The organism is Isoptericola sp. NPDC057191 (assembly GCF_042670225.1).
Classification (GTDB): Bacteria; Actinomycetota; Actinomycetes; order Actinomycetales; family Cellulomonadaceae; genus Isoptericola.
In genome coordinates, this window is the sequence record NZ_JBHUWC010000091.1 from 1 (window position 1) to 15,948 (window position 15,948).

General features: G+C 75.3%; 12 protein-coding genes. 5 read left to right on the forward strand and 7 right to left on the reverse strand.

All coding sequences use genetic code 11. The annotated features are described in order from the left end of the window. Window positions 1–33: 33 nt before the first annotated feature. Window positions 34–1,191: a hypothetical protein gene (locus ACFT55_RS12375; protein ID WP_380244138.1), complete on the reverse strand. Its 1,158-nt coding sequence runs from the start codon at window positions 1,189–1,191 to the stop codon at window positions 34–36. A 265-nt stretch (window positions 1,192–1,456) separates the two neighbouring features. On the opposite strand from ACFT55_RS12375, the gene pepN reads away from it, so the two are divergent. Continuing rightward, complete coding sequence (gene pepN / locus ACFT55_RS12380) at window positions 1,457–4,021, forward strand: aminopeptidase N (RefSeq protein ID WP_380244139.1); 2,565 nt, start codon at window positions 1,457–1,459, stop codon at window positions 4,019–4,021. A 122-nt stretch (window positions 4,022–4,143) separates the two neighbouring features. Here the strand turns inward: pepN and malQ are convergent, their stop codons facing one another. Then, the gene (gene malQ, locus ACFT55_RS12385; protein ID WP_380244140.1) at window positions 4,144–6,486 is read right to left on the reverse strand and encodes a 4-alpha-glucanotransferase; all 2,343 of its coding nucleotides are present in this window, start codon (window positions 6,484–6,486) and stop codon (window positions 4,144–4,146) included. Between the two features lie 108 nt (window positions 6,487–6,594). Between malQ and ACFT55_RS12390 the strand changes: the two genes are divergently transcribed. Continuing rightward, window positions 6,595–7,644, forward strand: a complete 1,050-nt coding sequence (locus ACFT55_RS12390; protein WP_380244141.1) for a mechanosensitive ion channel family protein — start codon at window positions 6,595–6,597, stop codon at window positions 7,642–7,644. 29 nt (window positions 7,645–7,673) lie between these two features. Here the strand turns inward: ACFT55_RS12390 and ACFT55_RS12395 are convergent, their stop codons facing one another. After that, window positions 7,674–7,922, reverse strand: a complete 249-nt coding sequence (locus tag ACFT55_RS12395) for a glucose PTS transporter subunit EIIB (protein WP_380244142.1) — start codon at window positions 7,920–7,922, stop codon at window positions 7,674–7,676. 104 nt (window positions 7,923–8,026) lie between these two features. Between ACFT55_RS12395 and ACFT55_RS12400 the strand changes: the two genes are divergently transcribed. The 3 genes from ACFT55_RS12400 to ACFT55_RS12410 are packed head-to-tail and all read left to right on the forward strand — an operon-like array spanning window position 8,027 to window position 10,443. Continuing rightward, window positions 8,027–8,434 carry a globin gene (locus ACFT55_RS12400; protein ID WP_380244143.1) on the forward strand — a complete coding sequence of 136 codons (408 nt, stop codon included), beginning with the start codon at window positions 8,027–8,029 and terminating at the stop codon, window positions 8,432–8,434. 40 nt (window positions 8,435–8,474) lie between these two features. Continuing rightward, the gene (locus ACFT55_RS12405) at window positions 8,475–9,398 is read left to right on the forward strand and encodes an acyl-CoA thioesterase (RefSeq protein WP_380244144.1); all 924 of its coding nucleotides are present in this window, start codon (window positions 8,475–8,477) and stop codon (window positions 9,396–9,398) included. Between the two features lie 37 nt (window positions 9,399–9,435). Next, window positions 9,436–10,443: a DNA topoisomerase IB gene (locus tag ACFT55_RS12410; protein ID WP_380244145.1), complete on the forward strand. Its 1,008-nt coding sequence runs from the start codon at window positions 9,436–9,438 to the stop codon at window positions 10,441–10,443. A gap of 48 nt (window positions 10,444–10,491) precedes the next feature. Here the strand turns inward: ACFT55_RS12410 and ACFT55_RS12415 are convergent, their stop codons facing one another. The 4 genes from ACFT55_RS12415 to ACFT55_RS12430 all read right to left on the reverse strand — a co-directional run bounded on the left by ACFT55_RS12415 (window position 10,492) and on the right by ACFT55_RS12430 (window position 15,874). Then, entirely contained in the window at window positions 10,492–10,995 is a 504-nt protein-coding gene (locus tag ACFT55_RS12415; RefSeq protein ID WP_380244146.1) for an acyl-CoA thioesterase, read from the reverse strand. 48 nt (window positions 10,996–11,043) lie between these two features. Continuing rightward, the gene (locus ACFT55_RS12420; RefSeq protein ID WP_380244147.1) at window positions 11,044–12,774 is read right to left on the reverse strand and encodes a GTPase; all 1,731 of its coding nucleotides are present in this window, start codon (window positions 12,772–12,774) and stop codon (window positions 11,044–11,046) included. Next, a complete protein-coding gene (locus ACFT55_RS12425; protein ID WP_380244148.1) occupies window positions 12,771–14,765 on the reverse strand; it encodes a dynamin family protein in 1,995 nt (664 codons plus the stop codon). Before ACFT55_RS12425 ends, ACFT55_RS12420 begins: the two co-directional genes overlap by 4 nt. A 131-nt stretch (window positions 14,766–14,896) precedes the next feature. Continuing rightward, window positions 14,897–15,874, reverse strand: a complete 978-nt coding sequence (locus ACFT55_RS12430) for an aminoglycoside phosphotransferase family protein (protein WP_380244149.1) — start codon at window positions 15,872–15,874, stop codon at window positions 14,897–14,899. Between the last annotated feature and the right edge of the window lie 74 nt (window positions 15,875–15,948).

Genomic DNA, 15,948 nt, shown 5'->3' on the forward strand with positions numbered 1-15,948 from the left:
CCGGGTCTGCCAGAAGGCGTCGTGCCTTGAGCCCTAGCTCCGGCCGATGCCTGCCCGGGCGACGCTGAACCCCTTGCCCGTGGGGTCGTGCGTGCAGGTCACGCCCGTCTGCTCGCTCGTGCAGGTGAAGTCACCCTCGGTGACGGAGTCGCCGTAGTCGAGGACGTCGGCGCCACCCTTGGCCTTCTTCGGCTGCTCGTTCTTCGGCACGCACGGCAGGGCGACCTTCCCGGTGTCGTCGACCGACACCACGTAGCCCGTGGTCCCGTCGCAGCCGTCGACGGGTGCGGGCTGCTGGTCCAGCTGCGCGATGCCGCACGAGGCGCCGTCGGCGTAGATGCTGCAGGAGATGTTCTTCGACGGGGTGGCGAAGTGCGCCAGCGGATCGCCCTGCATGGGCGTGTCCTGCGACGCCGACACCGACGGGCTCGGCGTGGAGACCGCGTCGGCGTCCGCCGCGGGCGCGTTCGGCGACGACGACGTCAGGATCTGGGCGGCGAACACCACCGCCACCACGATGAGGACGACGTCGACCGCGATGAACGCGATCCAGCCCGCGGAGAGCCGCCGGCGGCGCGGCGGTTCCGGAGGCGGGGGGACCGGGGCGCCGGTGGCGGCGTACGCCCCGCCCTGTGCCGACGGCACCGGAGCAGGAGCCGGAGCAGGCTGCGCGTAGACCGGCTGCTGCACCTGGGTCGCCGCGACGGACACCGCCGGGGGCGCCGCCTGCGCAGCGGGATATCCCGCCTGGTGCGTGGAGGCCGGCTGGCTCGCGTAGGACGGCGGGTACCCCGGCTGCTGCCCGTACCCGGACGCCGGCGGGATCTGCTGCGTCGGCTGGTACGCCGGCGCCCGGCTCGCCGTCTGGCCGGGGACCTGGCCCGGCATCTGACCCGGCATCTGGCCCGACGCCGGGTACGCACCCGGCCGCGGCGCCGCGTCCGGCGGCGGGGGCACCGGAGCGTGCGCGGTCGCATGGCCGGTCGCATGGCCGGTCGCATGGCCGGTCCCGTTGCCGGTCGCTGCTGCCAGGTTCGGCGCGGTGACCTGCTGCAGCGGCACCCCGATCGTCGGGTCGCCCACGGACGGGCTCTGGTACGCGGACGCGACGCGGCGCACGCCGGCGGCCGGCGGCACGCTCGGCGGCCTGCCGTCGGGCCCCGGCGGGGGCGGCGGTACGGTGCCGGACATCTGGACTCCCTCCAGTGACTCCTCGGGCGTCGTCGAGCGGTGTGCCGGGCACCCTCGCCGCGACGACGCACCGGGCAGGATGTCACGATCCGGTCTCGGCGGTCGAACCCGCTCCCGCAGCCCGCCCCCGCGGGAGGGCTGCCTGCACCCCTTCGGCCGGACGACGGGGGAAAACCGTGCCTCGGCCCGGGCGCGAGGTGGCATCATCGTGCGCGAGCCTGCGCGCCCATCACGCGCGGCACCATCTTGAGACGAGGGAGAACCCGTGCCCGGAGAGAACCTGACCCGCGCCGAGGCGATCGAGCGCGCCGACGTCGTCACCGACGTCGAGGCGTACGCGATCGACCTCGACCTCACCACCGGACCGACCACGTTCGCGTCCACCACCGTCATCCGGTTCTCCGCGACCCCCGGTGCGAGCACGTTCGTCGACCTGGTCGCGCCGTCCGTGCGCGAGGTCGTGCTCAACGGCCGTGCCCTGGACCCGGCCGAGGTGTTCGCCGACTCCCGCATCGCGCTGAGCGACCTGGCCGCGCAGAACGAGCTGCGCGTCGTCGCCGACTGCGCCTACACGAACACCGGCGAGGGGCTGCACCGCTTCGTCGACCCGGTCGACGGCGAGGTCTACCTCTACACGCAGTTCGAGGTGCCCGACGCGCGTCGCGTCTTCGCCACGTTCGAGCAGCCCGACCTCAAGGCGCCCTTCCAGGTGACCGTCACGGCCCCTGCCGCCTGGGAGGTCGTGTCGAACCAGCCGACGCCGGAGCCCGCCCCCGCCACGCACGCGACGGACGACGGCGTCGAGACCGCCACGTGGGCCTTCGAGCCGACCCCGCGCATCTCGTCCTATCTCGTGGCCCTGGTCGCCGGCCCGTACGCCGTCGAGCGCGGCGAGCTCACCTCGTCGGACGGGCGCACCATCCCGCTCGGCGTGTTCTGCCGCTCCTCGCTGGCCGAGCACCTCGACGCGGACTACATCATGGAGACCACGCGCAAGGGCTTCGAGTTCTACGAGTCGACGTTCGGCGTGCCGTACCCGTTCGACAAGTACGACCAGCTGTTCGTGCCCGAGTACAACATGGGCGCGATGGAGAACCCGGGCTGCGTGACGTTCACCGAGTCCTACGTCTTCCGCTCCCAGGTCACGGACGCCATCCGCGAGCGCCGTGTCGTGACGATCCTGCACGAGCTGGCCCACATGTGGTTCGGCGACCTCGTCACGATGAAGTGGTGGAACGACCTCTGGCTCAACGAGTCGTTCGCCGAGTACGCGTCGACCCTCGCCACCGCCGAGGCCACCGAGTGGGAGGCCGCCTGGACCACGTTCTCCGCGATGGAGAAGACGTGGGCGTACCGCCAGGACCAGCTGCCCTCGACGCACCCGATCGTCGCGGAGATCCGCGACCTGGAGGACGTCCAGGTCAACTTCGACGGCATCACGTACGCCAAGGGTGCGTCGGTGCTCAAGCAGCTCGCGGCGTGGGTCGGTCGCGACGAGTTCCTCTCCGGGGTCTCCGCGTACTTCCGCAAGCACGCCTGGTCCAACACGGAGCTGCGTGACCTGCTCGTCGAGCTCGAGGCCACCAGCGGCCGCGACCTCGCCGCGTGGTCGGCGGCATGGCTGGAGACGGCGGGCGTCAACACGCTCCGCCCGGAGATCGCGGTCGACGCCGAGGGACGCATCAGCGGCTTCGCGGTGCTGCAGTCGGCGCCCGCCGACTACCCGACCATCCGTCCGCACCGCCTCGGCATCGGCTGCTACGACCTCGTGGACGGCGCCCTGGTGCGCACGCACCAGGTCGTCATCGACGTGGACGGCGAGCGCACCGAGGTGCCGGAGCTGGTCGGCCGTGAGCGCCCCGCGCTCGTCCTGCTCAACGACGAGGACCTCGCGTACGCGAAGATCCGCCTCGACGACGACTCGCTCGCGGTCGCCGTCGAGCACCTCTCCCGGATCTCCGACCCCCTGGCCCGCTCGCTCGTCTGGGGCTCGGTCTGGGACGCGGTGCGCGACGGCGAGACGCCGGCGTCCGCGTACGTCGACCTCGTGCTGGGGAACATCGCCGCCGAGACGGAGTCGACGACCGTCCGCACGACGATGAACCAGCTCGGCCTGGCCGCCCGCTCCTACGTGGCACCGGAGCGCCGGGCGGCGACGCTCGCGCGCATCGGCGACCGGCTCTGGGCGCTCGCCCAGGGGGCCGACGCGGGGTCCGACCTGCAGCTGCAGCTCGTCAAGTTCTTCGCGGCGCTGGCCACCACGGCCGACCACGTCGCGCCGCTGCGCGGGCTGCTCGACGGGACCGTCGCCCTCGACGGGCTCACCGTGGACACCGACCTGCGGTGGGAGCTGCTCGAGAGCCTGGTGCTGCTCGGGGCGGCCGACACGGCCGAGATCGACGCCGCGCTCGCGCAGGACGACACGGCCACCGGTCGCCAGGCGGCGGCCCGGGCACGCGCCGCCCAGCCGACCGTGGAGGGCAAGGAGGCCGCGTTCGCCTCGGTCGTCGACCAGGCCGACGTCCCGAACGCGATCATCCGGTCGACCGCCGCGGGCTTCGTGCACGTGACCGACCCCGCGGTCCTGGAGCCGTTCGCCGCCCGCTACGTCGACGCGCTGCTGCCGATCTGGACCACGCGCAGCTACCACATCGCCGAGGAGCTCATCGAGGGCCTCTACCCGGCGCCCCTCGCGTCGACCGTGCTGCGTGACGCCGTCCGCGGCTGGTTGGACGCCCACGCCGACGCACCGGCCGCCCTGCGCCGGATGGTCGTCGAGCAGCTGGCCGGGACGGAGCGCGCCCTCGCCGCGCAGGCCGTCGACGCCTGATCGGGTCAGAGCGCGCGTCGCACCGAGACCGAGCAGAACCTCGGCACTCGGTGCGGCGCGCGCTCCGTCGTCGTGACGCGCACTACCTCGACGTGGTGAGTGCTACCTCGGCGAGGTGAGTACTACCTCGCCGTGCGGACGGCCTGGACCAGGGAGCGCAGGCGCGCGTTGTCGAACAGGTCGTCCACGAGGACGAGGTTGCCGGTCCCGTCGGCCAGCGGCACCTTCCAGTTCGGGTACTCCTGGTCGGTTCCCGGCTGGTTCTGCGTCCGGCGCTCGCCGACGGCGTCCGTGAGCTGCACGCCCACGAGTGCGGCCGGCGACCGGCGCAGGTAGCGGTGCAGCCCCTCGACGATCTCCCGCTCCGACGGGTGGTCGCCGACCAGCCCGCGCATGGCGAGGGCCAGCACGATGGAGTCCCGCTCGGCCCGAGCGGCACCGCGCAGCTCCTGCGCGTCGTCGGAGAGCAGGCCGAGGCGCTCGCGCAGGTCCACGTGCTCGCCGGCGAGGTACCCCGCGGCCGGCGGCATGTCGTGCGTGCCGACGGAGGCGAGCGACGCGCGCCGGTACTTCTCCGGCTCCAGCGGACGGCCGTCCTCCTTCTCGAACCACAGCACCGACGTGCCGAGGATGCCGCGCGCGGCGAGCTCGTCACGCACCCACGGCTCGAAGACCCCGAGGTCCTCCCCCACGACGACGGCGCCTGCCCGGCGCGCCTCCAGGCAGAGGATCCCGACGAGCGCCTCGTGGTCGTACCGCACGTAGGCGCCGGCGGACGGCTCCGACCCCTCCGGGACCCACCACTGCCGGAACAGCCCGAGCACGTGGTCGACCCGGAGGGCGCCCGCGTGCCGCAGCACCGTGCGCAGCATGTCCCGGTACGGGGCGTACCCGGCGCGCGCGAGCGCGCGGGGGTTCCACGGCGGCTGCGACCAGGCCTGCCCGCGCTGGTTGTACATGTCCGGGGGCGCGCCCACGGAGACCCCGCGGGCGAGCACGTCCCGGTGGGCCCAGGCGTCGGCGCCCTCGGGGTGCGCCCCCACGGCCAGGTCGTGCATGATGCCGATCCGCATCCCGGCCTCGCGGGCCACGCGCTGGGCGGTCTGCTTCTGCTCGTCCGCCACCCACTGGAGCCAGACGTAGAACTCGACGCGCTCGGCCAGCTTCTCGCGCAGCGCGGCGACGGCGGGCGACGCCGGGTCCCCGAGCTGGTCGGGCCGCGGACGGGTGCCGAGGTGCTCGACGATCGCGCACCAGGTGGCGAAGTCGCGCAGGCCGGTGCCCTCGCCGGCCACGAACTCGTCGTAGGCCGCCTGCCGTGCGGCGCGCCGCGGCGCGGTGAACACGACCTCGAGTGCCGCCTTCTTGGCCTCCCACACGGCGTCGCGGTCGATCGCGCCCGGGTCGGCGACGAGGTCGCGCACCGGGTCGGCCGCCCACTCCACGAGCGACCGGTCCGCCGCCGACAGGTATGCCGTCTCGGGGATGTCCTCCACCCGCACGTACAGCGGGCTGAGGAAGCGTCGGCTCGTCGGCAGGTACGGCGACGGGGTGACGGGCGTCACCGGCTCCGTGGCCGACAGCGGGTTCACGCCCACGAAGTCCGCTCCGCCCCGGTGCGCGGTCAGCCACGCGAGGTCCGCGAGGTCGGCGAGGTCGCCCACGCCCCACGACGTGCGGGAGCGGACCGAGTACAGCTGGACGAGGAAGCCCCACCACTGGTCGTCCTCGAGCCCGGCCGGCAGCTCCAGGCGGCGGGGGGTGACGACCACGGTCGCGCGGGTCTCGTGCCCCTCCGTGAGGGCGTACAGGGCGTGCCACCCCAGCGGCAGGTCCGGGGGCAGCGCGAAGGTGGCCCGGCCCACCCGGCGCCCGTCGACCGTGCGCGGCTCGACGAACACGTCGAGCTGCTCCAGGTCGCGGCGCGGGCGCACCGCGTGCTCGCGCGCCGCAGGCTCCGCACCGTCCACCTCGAGCCACACGTGCACGGCCGCGCCGTCCGTGACGTGCACCGGCACCTGCGCGCTGTCGCCCTCGCGCACCACGACCGTGGGCGGAAGCACCGTGCGCCACTCGTCGTCGCGCGCCCGCTGCAGGCTGTGCGTGACCTGCTGCGCGGAATCGGCCGGCACGCCCAGCGCGCCGAGGAGCGCGACGAGCGTCGACGCCGGTGCCTGGACCGTCTCGCCCCCGAAGCCGTGGTGCTCGGCGAGCACGCCGTGCGCCTCGGCGAGCTCGCGCAGCGCGGCGTCCGGCACGTCGGTCGCGGCAGCTTCCGGCGACGGCGACGCTGCCGGGGCCTCGTCCTGGATCTCGGCCTGGTCCTCCCCCGGGTCGTCGGGCGCCTCGTCCGCGGGCACGGCGGGCGTGCCGGACGGTGAGCCGGAGGACGACCCGGCCGCCTCGGGTGCGTCGGTGCGCACGTCGTCGGGCGTCTCGTCCGGGGTCGGCATGTCCTTGCTCACGGGAACGATCCTGCCATCCCCGGCGCGACCAGGTGGTCCGCCCACGCGGCGCCCTCGTGCGACGGGCGCACGTTTCGTCGTGACGGCCCCTCTCGTTACCGTGGTCGGATGACTCCCGCGATCCACGCCCTCCGGACCGCTGCCCCGGCGGTGGTGAGCCCTGACCCGACCCCGACCGACACCGGCATCGTGGAGCAGGGCCTCGACGCGACGGTCGATGCGGGCAGCGCCTTCTGGGACTGGTTCACCAGCTGGCCGCTGCACATCCTCATCATCCTGGCGATCGGCGGGGTCGTGCTGGCGCTGCTGCGCCGGGTGATCGGGCACGTCACGGAGCGCATCGCCACCGGGGCCGGCACGAAGACCACGGAGGGCCCGGAGTCCGCGACCGCGTGGCGCCGGTACCTCAACCGGGCGCCCTTCGTGGAGGACGCGCTGGCGATGGGCAACCCGCTCGCCAAGCAGCGGCGGGCGCAGCGGGCGCGCACGGTGGGGTCCGTGCTGCGGTCCTCCGCCAACGTCGTGGTCGGCACGATCATGCTGCTGATGATCCTGCAGGAGGTGGGCGTCAACGTCGCCCCGCTGATCGCGTCGGCCGGGGTGGTCGGCATCGCGATCGGCTTCGGCGCCCAGGCGCTGGTGAAGGACTTCATCTCCGGCATCTTCCTGCTGGTCGAGGACCAGTTCGGCGTGGGGGACGTCGTCGACCTCGGCTCCGGTGCCGTCGGCACCGTCGAGGAGGTCCAGCTGCGGGTGACGCAGGTCCGCGCGTTCGACGGCACCCTCTGGTACGTGCGCAACGGCGAGATCCTGCGCGCCGGCAACCTCACCCAGCAGTGGTCACGGGCCGTCGCCGAGGTCCGCGTCCCTGTGGACGCCGACGTCGAGGTGGTGCGCGCCGCGCTCGGGCGGGCGGCGGACGCCGTGCAGGCCGACCCGGAGCTCTCCGCGCTCCTCCTGGAGGCGCCCGCGATCCGCGGCGTGGACGCCGTGAGCGACATCTCGATGACGTTCACGCTGCACGCCCAGACGCGCCCCGGGGACCAGTGGACGGTCATGCGCGAGCTGCTGCGCCTCGCCCAGGGCGAGCTCCGGCAGGCCGGCGTCCTGCAGACCTCCGTGCCCGACGAGCACGCCCTGCTCGACGACGGCGCCTGAGGCGCCCGGCGGGCCGTCCGACTCGGACCTCAGGGCACGAGCAGCGGGTCCAGCTGTGCGGCCAGCTCGTCGGCCTCCGGGCCGACGATGACCTGCACCACGCGGCCCGAGCGCACCACGCCGAACGCGCCCGACGCCTTGAGCCCCGGCTCGTCCACGAGGGCCGGGTCGCTCACCTCGACCCGCAGCCGGGTGATGCAGGGCTCGAGCTCGACGACGTTCCGGCTTCCGCCGAGCGCCGCGAGGATGTCGTCAGCCTTGTTCGAGGCGATGGTCATGGGGGCCTCCCGTGGAGTGCGTCGTTGCAGGTCCGTGACCAGCGTAACCCGCCGGGCGTCCGCGCGGGAGGAGCAGCACCCCCGAGGTCTGGGAAGATGGCCCGGTGACGGACCAGACTTCACCCGCCGCACCGGCGCAGACGTTCTACGACGCCGTCGGCGGTCACCCCACCTTCGAGCGCCTCGTCGACGTGTTCTACGAGGGTGTCGCGACCGACGAGGTGCTGCGTCCCATGTACCCCGAGGAGGACCTCGGTCCCGCGAAGGTGCGGCTCACGCTGTTCCTCGAGCAGTACTGGGGCGGGCCCACGACGTACAGCCAGCAGCGCGGCCACCCGCGCCTGCGCATGCGGCACGCGCCGTTCAAGGTCAACCCGGACGCGCGTGACCGCTGGCTGCGCCACATGCGCACCGCCGTCGACTCCCTGGGCCTGGCACCGCTGCACGAGTCCCAGCTGTGGGACTACCTGGAGCGCGCGGCGTTCAGCATGATCAACACGTTCGACGAGTGACACCGACCCCACCGGCACCACGACCCACCCTGGAGTGCGCGTGAGCGAGACGTCCACCACCGTCCCCACCCCGGCCGGCATCCCCGACGCCCTGGACCGGCTGCTGTCGGCGCTCGACCTGCGCGAGGTCGACGGCTGGGGGCCGCGCGGCGAGGACGACCTGTGGCGCGGGGACAGCGTGCCCGGCCCGGCCCGCCGCGTGTACGGCGGCCAGGTCCTCGCCCAGGCCCTGCTGGCGTGCGGGCGCACGGTCGAGGACGACCGCCTGCCGCACTCGCTGCACGCGTACTTCCTGCGCGAGGGCACCCTGGACACCCCGATCGACTTCGCCGTCGAGCGGCTGCGGGACGGCCGGTCGTTCAGCGCCCGCCGCACGCACGCCATCCAGCACGGCAAGCCGATCCTGTCGCTGACGGTGTCGTTCCAGGTGGACCAGCCCGGCTACGAGGCCGCCGAGCCCGCACCGCAGGACGTGCCCGCGCCCGAGGACGTCACGTCGGCCATCGAGATGCTCGAGGGCATCGACCACCCGGCGGCGAAGTTCTGGTCGCACGAGTCGGCGTTCGACCTGCGGCACGTCGGGGGCTCGCTGTACCTCGGCCCCGACCCGGAGCCGAAGCCGACGCAGCAGGTGTGGGTGCGGGCCCGGCACGCCATCGAGTCCGACGACCGCATGCTGCACCGCGCGCTGCTCGCCTTCGCCTGCGACCAGGTGATGCTCGAGCCGGTGCTGCGCCAGGCCGGGAAGTCGTGGACCGACGTGGGCGGCACGGTGCCGATGGCGAGCCTCGACCACGCGATGTGGTTCCACCGCGACGCGCGCGCCGACGACTGGCTGCTGTACGTGCAGGAGTCGCCGGGGGCGCAGGGCGGGCGCGGCCTGGGGCTGGCCCGCGTCTACGACCGCGAGGGGCGCCTGGTCGCCAGCATCGCCCAGGAGGGCATGGTCCGCCTGCCCGCGTGACGCTGCGGGAACGCCGTACCCGACGCACACTGTGGCCGTGCGTCTTCGCCGCGTCTCCGCGTCCTCGCCCGGCTATTCCCGCCGCAAGAAGGGCGACGACTGGGTCTTCCTCGACGTGACGGGCGTGCCGCTCGACGACGAGGCGGAGATCGCCCGCTGCACCCGGCTCGCCGTGCCGCCCGCCTGGTCGGACGTGTGGATCTGCCGGTACCCGGACGGCCACCTGCAGGCGTTCGGCCGGGACGAGGCCGGGCGAGGCCAGTACCTCTACCACGAGCAGTGGCAGGCGCGGCGCGCGCGGACCAAGTTCGACCACGTGCTCGACGTCGGACGCCGCCTGCCCGCGGCCCGGGCGGTGGTCACGCGCGACCTCGCCCAGCCGGGCATGGGGCGGCGCACCGTGCTCGCGCTCGCGTTCCGGCTGCTCGACGAGGCCTACTTCCGGGCCGGCGGCGAGATCTATGCGGCGCGGCACGGCAGCTACGGCCTGGCGACGATCCGCAAGGAGCACGCCACGGTCCGTCGGGACGGCAGCGTGCACTTCCGCTTCCCGGCCAAGTCGGGACAGCTGCGGGACGTGCTCGTCGAGGACGCGACCGTCGCCCGGCTCGTCACGACGCTGAAGCGCCGGCGCGGCGGTGTCGACCTGCTCGCCTGGCGCGACGAGGGAGGGCGTCGGGCCCGCTGGCACGACGTGACCAGCGCGGACGTCCAGGCCGGGGTCAAGGAACGCCTCGGGGAGGACGCGACGCCGAAGGACTTCCGCACGTGGCACGCCACCGTGCTCACCGCCCGCGCGCTGGCCGACGTCGGCCCGGCGCCGCGCTCCCAGGCCGCCTGTCGCCGGACCGTCGCCGCGATCGTCCGGGACGTCGCCGAGGAGCTCGGCAACACCCCGGCGGTGGCACGGTCGGCGTACATCGACCCGCGGCTGTTCGACCTGTGGACGCACGGGGAGACGATCGACGTCCCCGCCGGGGCGCCACGCTCTCGTGCGGAGCGCGCGGTCCTGGAGCTCCTCGGCGGGGGCCGCCGGGCCCGGTGACGGCCGGGGTTGCTCACCCCGCAGCCGCCCCCCAGCCACCCCGCAGGTTCAGGCGCGGCGCCGGAACGCCACAGGCTCCTCGAGGTACGGCTCCCACGCGGCGCGCTCGTCCGCGGTCACCCGACGCGGCTTCCCGGTCGCGGCATCGACGACGACGATCGTCGTGGCGGCCTTGACGTACGGGGCGGCACCCGACGCCGGCGCCGTGCGCGGGAAGCCTCCCGGCGCGCCGTCGTGCACCTCGTAGCAGACCTCGAGGCTCGCACCGCCGATCGCACCGATCCACATCTCCACGCGCACCGGCGTCCGCGTGAACCCCAGCGGGCGCAGGTACTCGATCTGCTGGCCTGCGACGAAGGTGTGGGACGTGGCGTGCGGCCCGGTGTCGAGGATGGCGGTGGGCCACTCCTCGCCGTCCGCCGCCTCGGCGTGGCGCCAGAACGCGGTGATGCGGGCGTCCTCGAGCAGCCCGAACATCGCGACGTTGTTGACGTGCTGGTAGGCGTCCAGGTCGGACCAGCGCAGCGGGACGGGGACGTGCAGACGGGTCATGGCTCGCATCGTCGCACGGCGCCCGACCCGGCCGGGAATCGGGGGCTGTCAGTCGGCGGCGATCGCCGCGGCGGCGCGGCAGCGGGCGAGCGCGCTCAGCTCGTCGCCCACCGGCACCCGCACCAGGCGGTCCGCGACGCCCGTGACCGACTCCCGCAGCCGACGGCGCACGCGGGCGGCGCGACGGCGCGCCCCCACGGCCGCGACCACCCGTGCCGCCAGCCCGAGGAGCAGGCCGAGCGCCAGCCCGCCGAGCGCCAGGAGCGTCGGCCAGGGCACCTCGAGCACGCCCCCGCCGGAGTCCGTGAGGTCCACGGTGAGCACCGGGAGGATCAACGGTGGCAGCCGGAAGTACTCGACCACGGCTGCGGCAGCGAGCCAGAGCAGGCCCACCACCGCGGCGGTGAGGAGCAGCCACTGCACGAACCCTGCGACGGCCCACCACCGCGGACGGCGAGCGGCCTCCAGCTGTGTCCCCACCACCGCCTGGTCCAGGTCCCCGGGCAGGCGGTCGATCGCGTCCTGCGCCCGCCCCCGCGCCACGAGCACCCACGGGTCGGGCGCGCCGTCGGTGACCTCGTCGACGTAGCGTCGCACCGCGGAGGCCGCCGCCGCCCGCACGGCGGGCCGCGTGGTGGGCAGGGAGCTGCGCACCAGGTCGGGTCGGTCAGGGGTGGCGCGGCCGGGAGCCCCGCCGGAGGCCCCACGGTCCGCGCCGCGGCGCAGGCCGAGGCGTCGTAGAGGGTCGCGCCGCAGGCGAGCGACCCACCGGGTCACCGGCCAGCCGGTGGCGAGGTGCGCGTCGCGCCGGTGCGCGGCGGCCACCGCCTCCGCGACGGTGGGCACTCCCGCCGCGTCCTCGAGCGCGTCGACCAGCGTGACCGCCGCCCGCTCCCCCGTCCGGGGCGCCGGGCCGGACCCGCAGGCGTCCGAGATCGCCTGGGCGGCGGCCCGAGCGTCCGCCGCCAGGCGCGCGGTGGCGGCCTCGCGGCGCGCCGCCGCCTCCGCGAGCAGCCCCTTGAGCTGGTCCGTCCCCTGTCCTGTCGCGGCCGAGAGAGCAAGGACCCGCGCCCCGTCCAGCCCGTCCGCGGCGACCAGCCGTCGCAGGTCGGCCAGCATCGCGTCCGTCTCGGCGGCGGACAGGCGGTCGACCTGGTTGAGCACCACCACGACGACCTCCGAGCGGCCCGCCAGGGGCCGCAGGTAGCCCTCGTGCAGGGCTGCGTCGGCGTACTTCTGCGGGTCCACGACCCACACCAGCAGGTCGGCCCGCTCCACGAGCCGCTCCGCCCGCAGCCGGTGCTCCACCACCACCGAGTCGTGGTCCGGCAGGTCCAGCAGGACGAGCCCGGTCGAGATGCCGGCAGGGGCCCGGCGGCCCCGCAGCCGCCCGAGCCCGCGCCGGGCCGGGCGCGCGGCGACGTCCTCGCCGTCGTCGGGCACGGCCATCTCCTGGCGGCGCTGCACCTCGAGCCAGTCGAGCAGCGGGCCGGCCCCGTCGCCCCACACGGCCGCGACCGGGTGGGAGGTCGTGGGACGACGCACGCCGACCGTCGCGATCTCGTCCCCGGCCACGACGTTGAGCACGCTCGACTTGCCGGACCCGGTCGCGCCCGCGAGTGCCACCACGGTGTGCTCGGCCGACAGCCCCCCGCGCTCCCGAGCCCGTGTGACGACGGCACGCGCCTCGTCGAGCATGTCGCGGTCCAGGCGACCGGTCGCTGAGGCGACCGCCGTCTCCAGCGCGGCCGTGCGGTCTGCGAGGTCGATCCGGCTCACTGCTCCCCCTCGTCGCCCGAGCGGGACCGCCTGCGCGACCACCAGCCGCCGCGGCGAGCGGAGGGCGGGGCAGCGTCGCCGGGCTCGTCCCGCTCCGGGCTCTCGGGCGGGCGCAGCGTCCCCGCCCCGCGCAGCAGGCCACCGCTCCACGGGCGGGTCGCGCCCTCGTCCGGGACGGCGCGGGCGGCGCGCTCGGCGCGGGCGGCGGCGGCCACCTGGTGGGCGGCGTCGCGCACGCCCGCCGCACCGGTGTCCTGGGTGCCGAGCGCATCGAGCTGGGCGGTGTACCGCGCCGCCTGCCCCCGCAGCACCGTCTCGACCCGCGCCTGCAGCCGCTCCTTGGCCTGCGCCGCGAGCCGCCGCACCGCCTCGTCGCCGAACACGGCCTCGAGGAGCTTCTGCGCCACGACGGCCGTGCCGCCCGCGATGCCGATCTCCGCCCCGGTCAGCCCGGCCGTCGAGGCGAAGACGATGACCATGAGGCTCACGCCGAGCGCGTTGACGCCGAACGAGACCGCGCGCGCGGTGCCGCGCCGCGACTCGCCCTGCTCGCGCACCAGGGCCAGGACGTCGTCCTGCCAGCCGCGGATCTGCTCGGCGACCTCGGTGCGCAGCGCCGCGGGCACCCGGGCAAGGTCGAGCCCGTCCAGCAGCGCGGCCCCTGCGGCGTCTCCCCGCCACGCGGCGTAGGTGCGCTCGGCGGCCTGCTCGGCGGCGTCGAGGATGACGGACTCGAGGCCGTGCGCGATCGCCTGCTCCACCTGCGGGGCGTCCTTCGGCCGGCCCCGGAAGAACCGCACGACCGCGTCGCGCACCCGGCCCACCCCGGCCTCGACGGCCCGGAAGAACTCCCCGGTGCCGACGAAGTCCTGCCAGCGGGCCAGGACCTCGCCGCGCAGCAGCGCTCCGTCCGACGTCGCCGCCTCCACCTGCGTCAAGGCCTCCGCGTGGTACCGGCGCACCGCGTCGCGCAGCCGTGCGTCCGCCACCTGCTGCCCGTCGGCCGTCCCGGCGAGGGCGACGGCGCGCTGCACGAGGTCGTCCACCACGCCGTCCCGGGTGGCGGCGATGACGCGGGCGCGTGCCTCGGGGTCCCCGCCCAGCCCGGACAGCCATGTCGCGACCTCCGCGACGGCGGCCTCGGGCAGCAGCCCGTCGACGAGGGCGTCCGGTCCTTGCTCCGCCGCCTCGGCGAGCACGAACACCCGTGCGTCCGCGAGCCCGTGCTCGGCGACCATGCGGCGCAGGTCGTCCGCCACGACCTCCGCTCCCGGGTCGACGCGGTCCAGCACGATCGCGACCTGCGCGCGGCGGCGGGCGGCCTGGCCGAGCAGGTCCCACGGGACGGCGTCCGCGTACCGGGCGGCCGTCGTGACGAAGAGCCACAGGTCCGCCGCCCCGAGGAGCTGTGCGGCAAGCTCCCGGTTCGCGATCTCGACGGAGTCGATGTCGGGGGCGTCGAGCAGGGCCAGGCCCTGGGGCAGCGCGTCGCTGGCGACCAGTCGGATCGCGGCGGCGCCGGACGCGTCCGGCCCGGGCGTGGCGGGCTCCTTGGTGCCCGACCGGTCCGGCACGGTGCCCGCGGCGGTGACGCGCGCGAGCCCCGGCAGCACCCGGTCGGTCGTGAACCAGCGCGCGTCGAGCGGGTGGTGCACCAGCACCGGCGCGCGCGTCGTGGGGCGCAGGACGCCCGGCGCCGAGACGGGCTCGCCCAGCAGCGAGTTCACCAGCGTCGACTTCCCCGCCCCGGTGGAGCCGCCGACGACCACGAGCAGCGGGGCGCGCTCGGCGCGCAGGCGCGGCAGCAGGTAGTCGTCGAGCTGGTCCGTCGCCTGGTGCAGGTCGGTCCGGGCCGAGGCGACGCCCGGCGTCTCCAGGGGCAGGTGCATCGCGCCGAGGCGTGCGCGCAGCACCTGCAGCGCGTCGACGAGCTCCCGGGCGGCGGCCTCGTCCCGCGGTGCCGGGGCCGAGGTCGGGTCCGGGTCGGTCATGAGCCCAGTGTGCCTACCTCGGGCGATCCGCGCAGGGTTGACCTGTGACGATGCGCGCGCCCCGACGGCCTGCGGCGCCGTCCGTGGTCGAACGCGCCGGGTCCCACCCGTGTCTTCCGGCGCCGACCTGGTCAGTCCCCCAGGCGGCGGCGCAGCCAGGCGACGCACACCTCGCCCTGGGCCCGCTGGAACGCCCGGACGTGCGGGATGCCCGGGGGCGGCGGCTGCAGCGACGAGTGCACGAAGTATCCGGTGAGGGCCACGAGGTAGGCCGTGACGGCGTCCTTGTCCGTGCCCGCGGGCAGCGGGCGGAGGCGCAGGGCCTCCTCGGGCGGCGGCCCGCCCTCGAGGAGGACGGCGGGCAGCATGCCGACGAGGTCGCAGAACGCCGCACCGCGCGCGGCGTTCGGCCAGTCCACCGCCAGCCCCCGAGGGCCGCCGACCGCCGCCGGCGCGTCGACGAGCAGCGCGTTGTCACCACGGAGGTCGCCGTGCACCAGCACGGAACCCGTCACCGCGGCGGGCGCGTCCAGCTCGAGGGCCGCCAGCCGGTCGACGTGCTGCGCGAGCCACGGGTCGTAGGTCGCGAGCCCGGTCGGCCGCTCGGCCGCCAACCGGCCCGTGCGGTCCGTCGGCAGCTCGGTCTCGAAGCCCGGGAGCAGCCCCGGCGCGACCTGGTGCTCGGCCACGCCGGCGGCCAGCTCGAGGACGGCGCGCAGCTCCTCGTCGTGCCACGGGGTGCGCGGCGGGCGGGACGGCAGGGTCTCGAACGCGAGGGTCACCCAGCCGCCGTCGGGCCCGTCGCCGGTGCTGGGCACCTCCGTCGACCACAGCAGCCGCGGCGTGGGCACTCCGAGCGGCAGGAGCGCGGCCCGGCGCGCCTCCTCCCGGTACAGCCCGACCGTGTGCGGGTGCTCGGGGCCGACCGCCTTGACGAACACGGAGCCCTGCGCGGTGCGCAGCGTGGAGGCCAGTCCCTGGGAGTAGCCGCCGTCATGGCTGGTCCAGGCGGTGACCGTGGCGCCGAGGCGAGCCTCGACGGCCCCGCGCACGGGGGCGGGCAGGTCGGTCCAGGCAGGGCGGGCGCGGGTGGTCGACGTCGCGGTCACCGTCGCAGTATCGCCGACGGCCGCGCGGGTGCCCTCCTCTTTTGCGCCCGCGAGAGCACGACGCCCCCGGCACC

Excerpts from the sequence above, each read along its gene's own strand:
- ACFT55_RS12395 (WP_380244142.1), bottom strand. The coding sequence starts at position 7,922 with ATGACCATCGCCTCGAACAAGGCTGACGACATCCTCGCGGCGCTCGGC.
- ACFT55_RS12390 (WP_380244141.1), top strand. The coding sequence starts at position 6,595 with ATGACTCCCGCGATCCACGCCCTCCGGACCGCTGCCCCGGCGGTGGTG.
- ACFT55_RS12415 (WP_380244146.1), bottom strand. The coding sequence starts at position 10,995 with ATGACCCGTCTGCACGTCCCCGTCCCGCTGCGCTGGTCCGACCTGGAC.
- ACFT55_RS12425 (WP_380244148.1), bottom strand. The coding sequence starts at position 14,765 with ATGACCGACCCGGACCCGACCTCGGCCCCGGCACCGCGGGACGAGGCC.
- ACFT55_RS12375 (WP_380244138.1), bottom strand. The coding sequence starts at position 1,191 with ATGTCCGGCACCGTACCGCCGCCCCCGCCGGGGCCCGACGGCAGGCCG.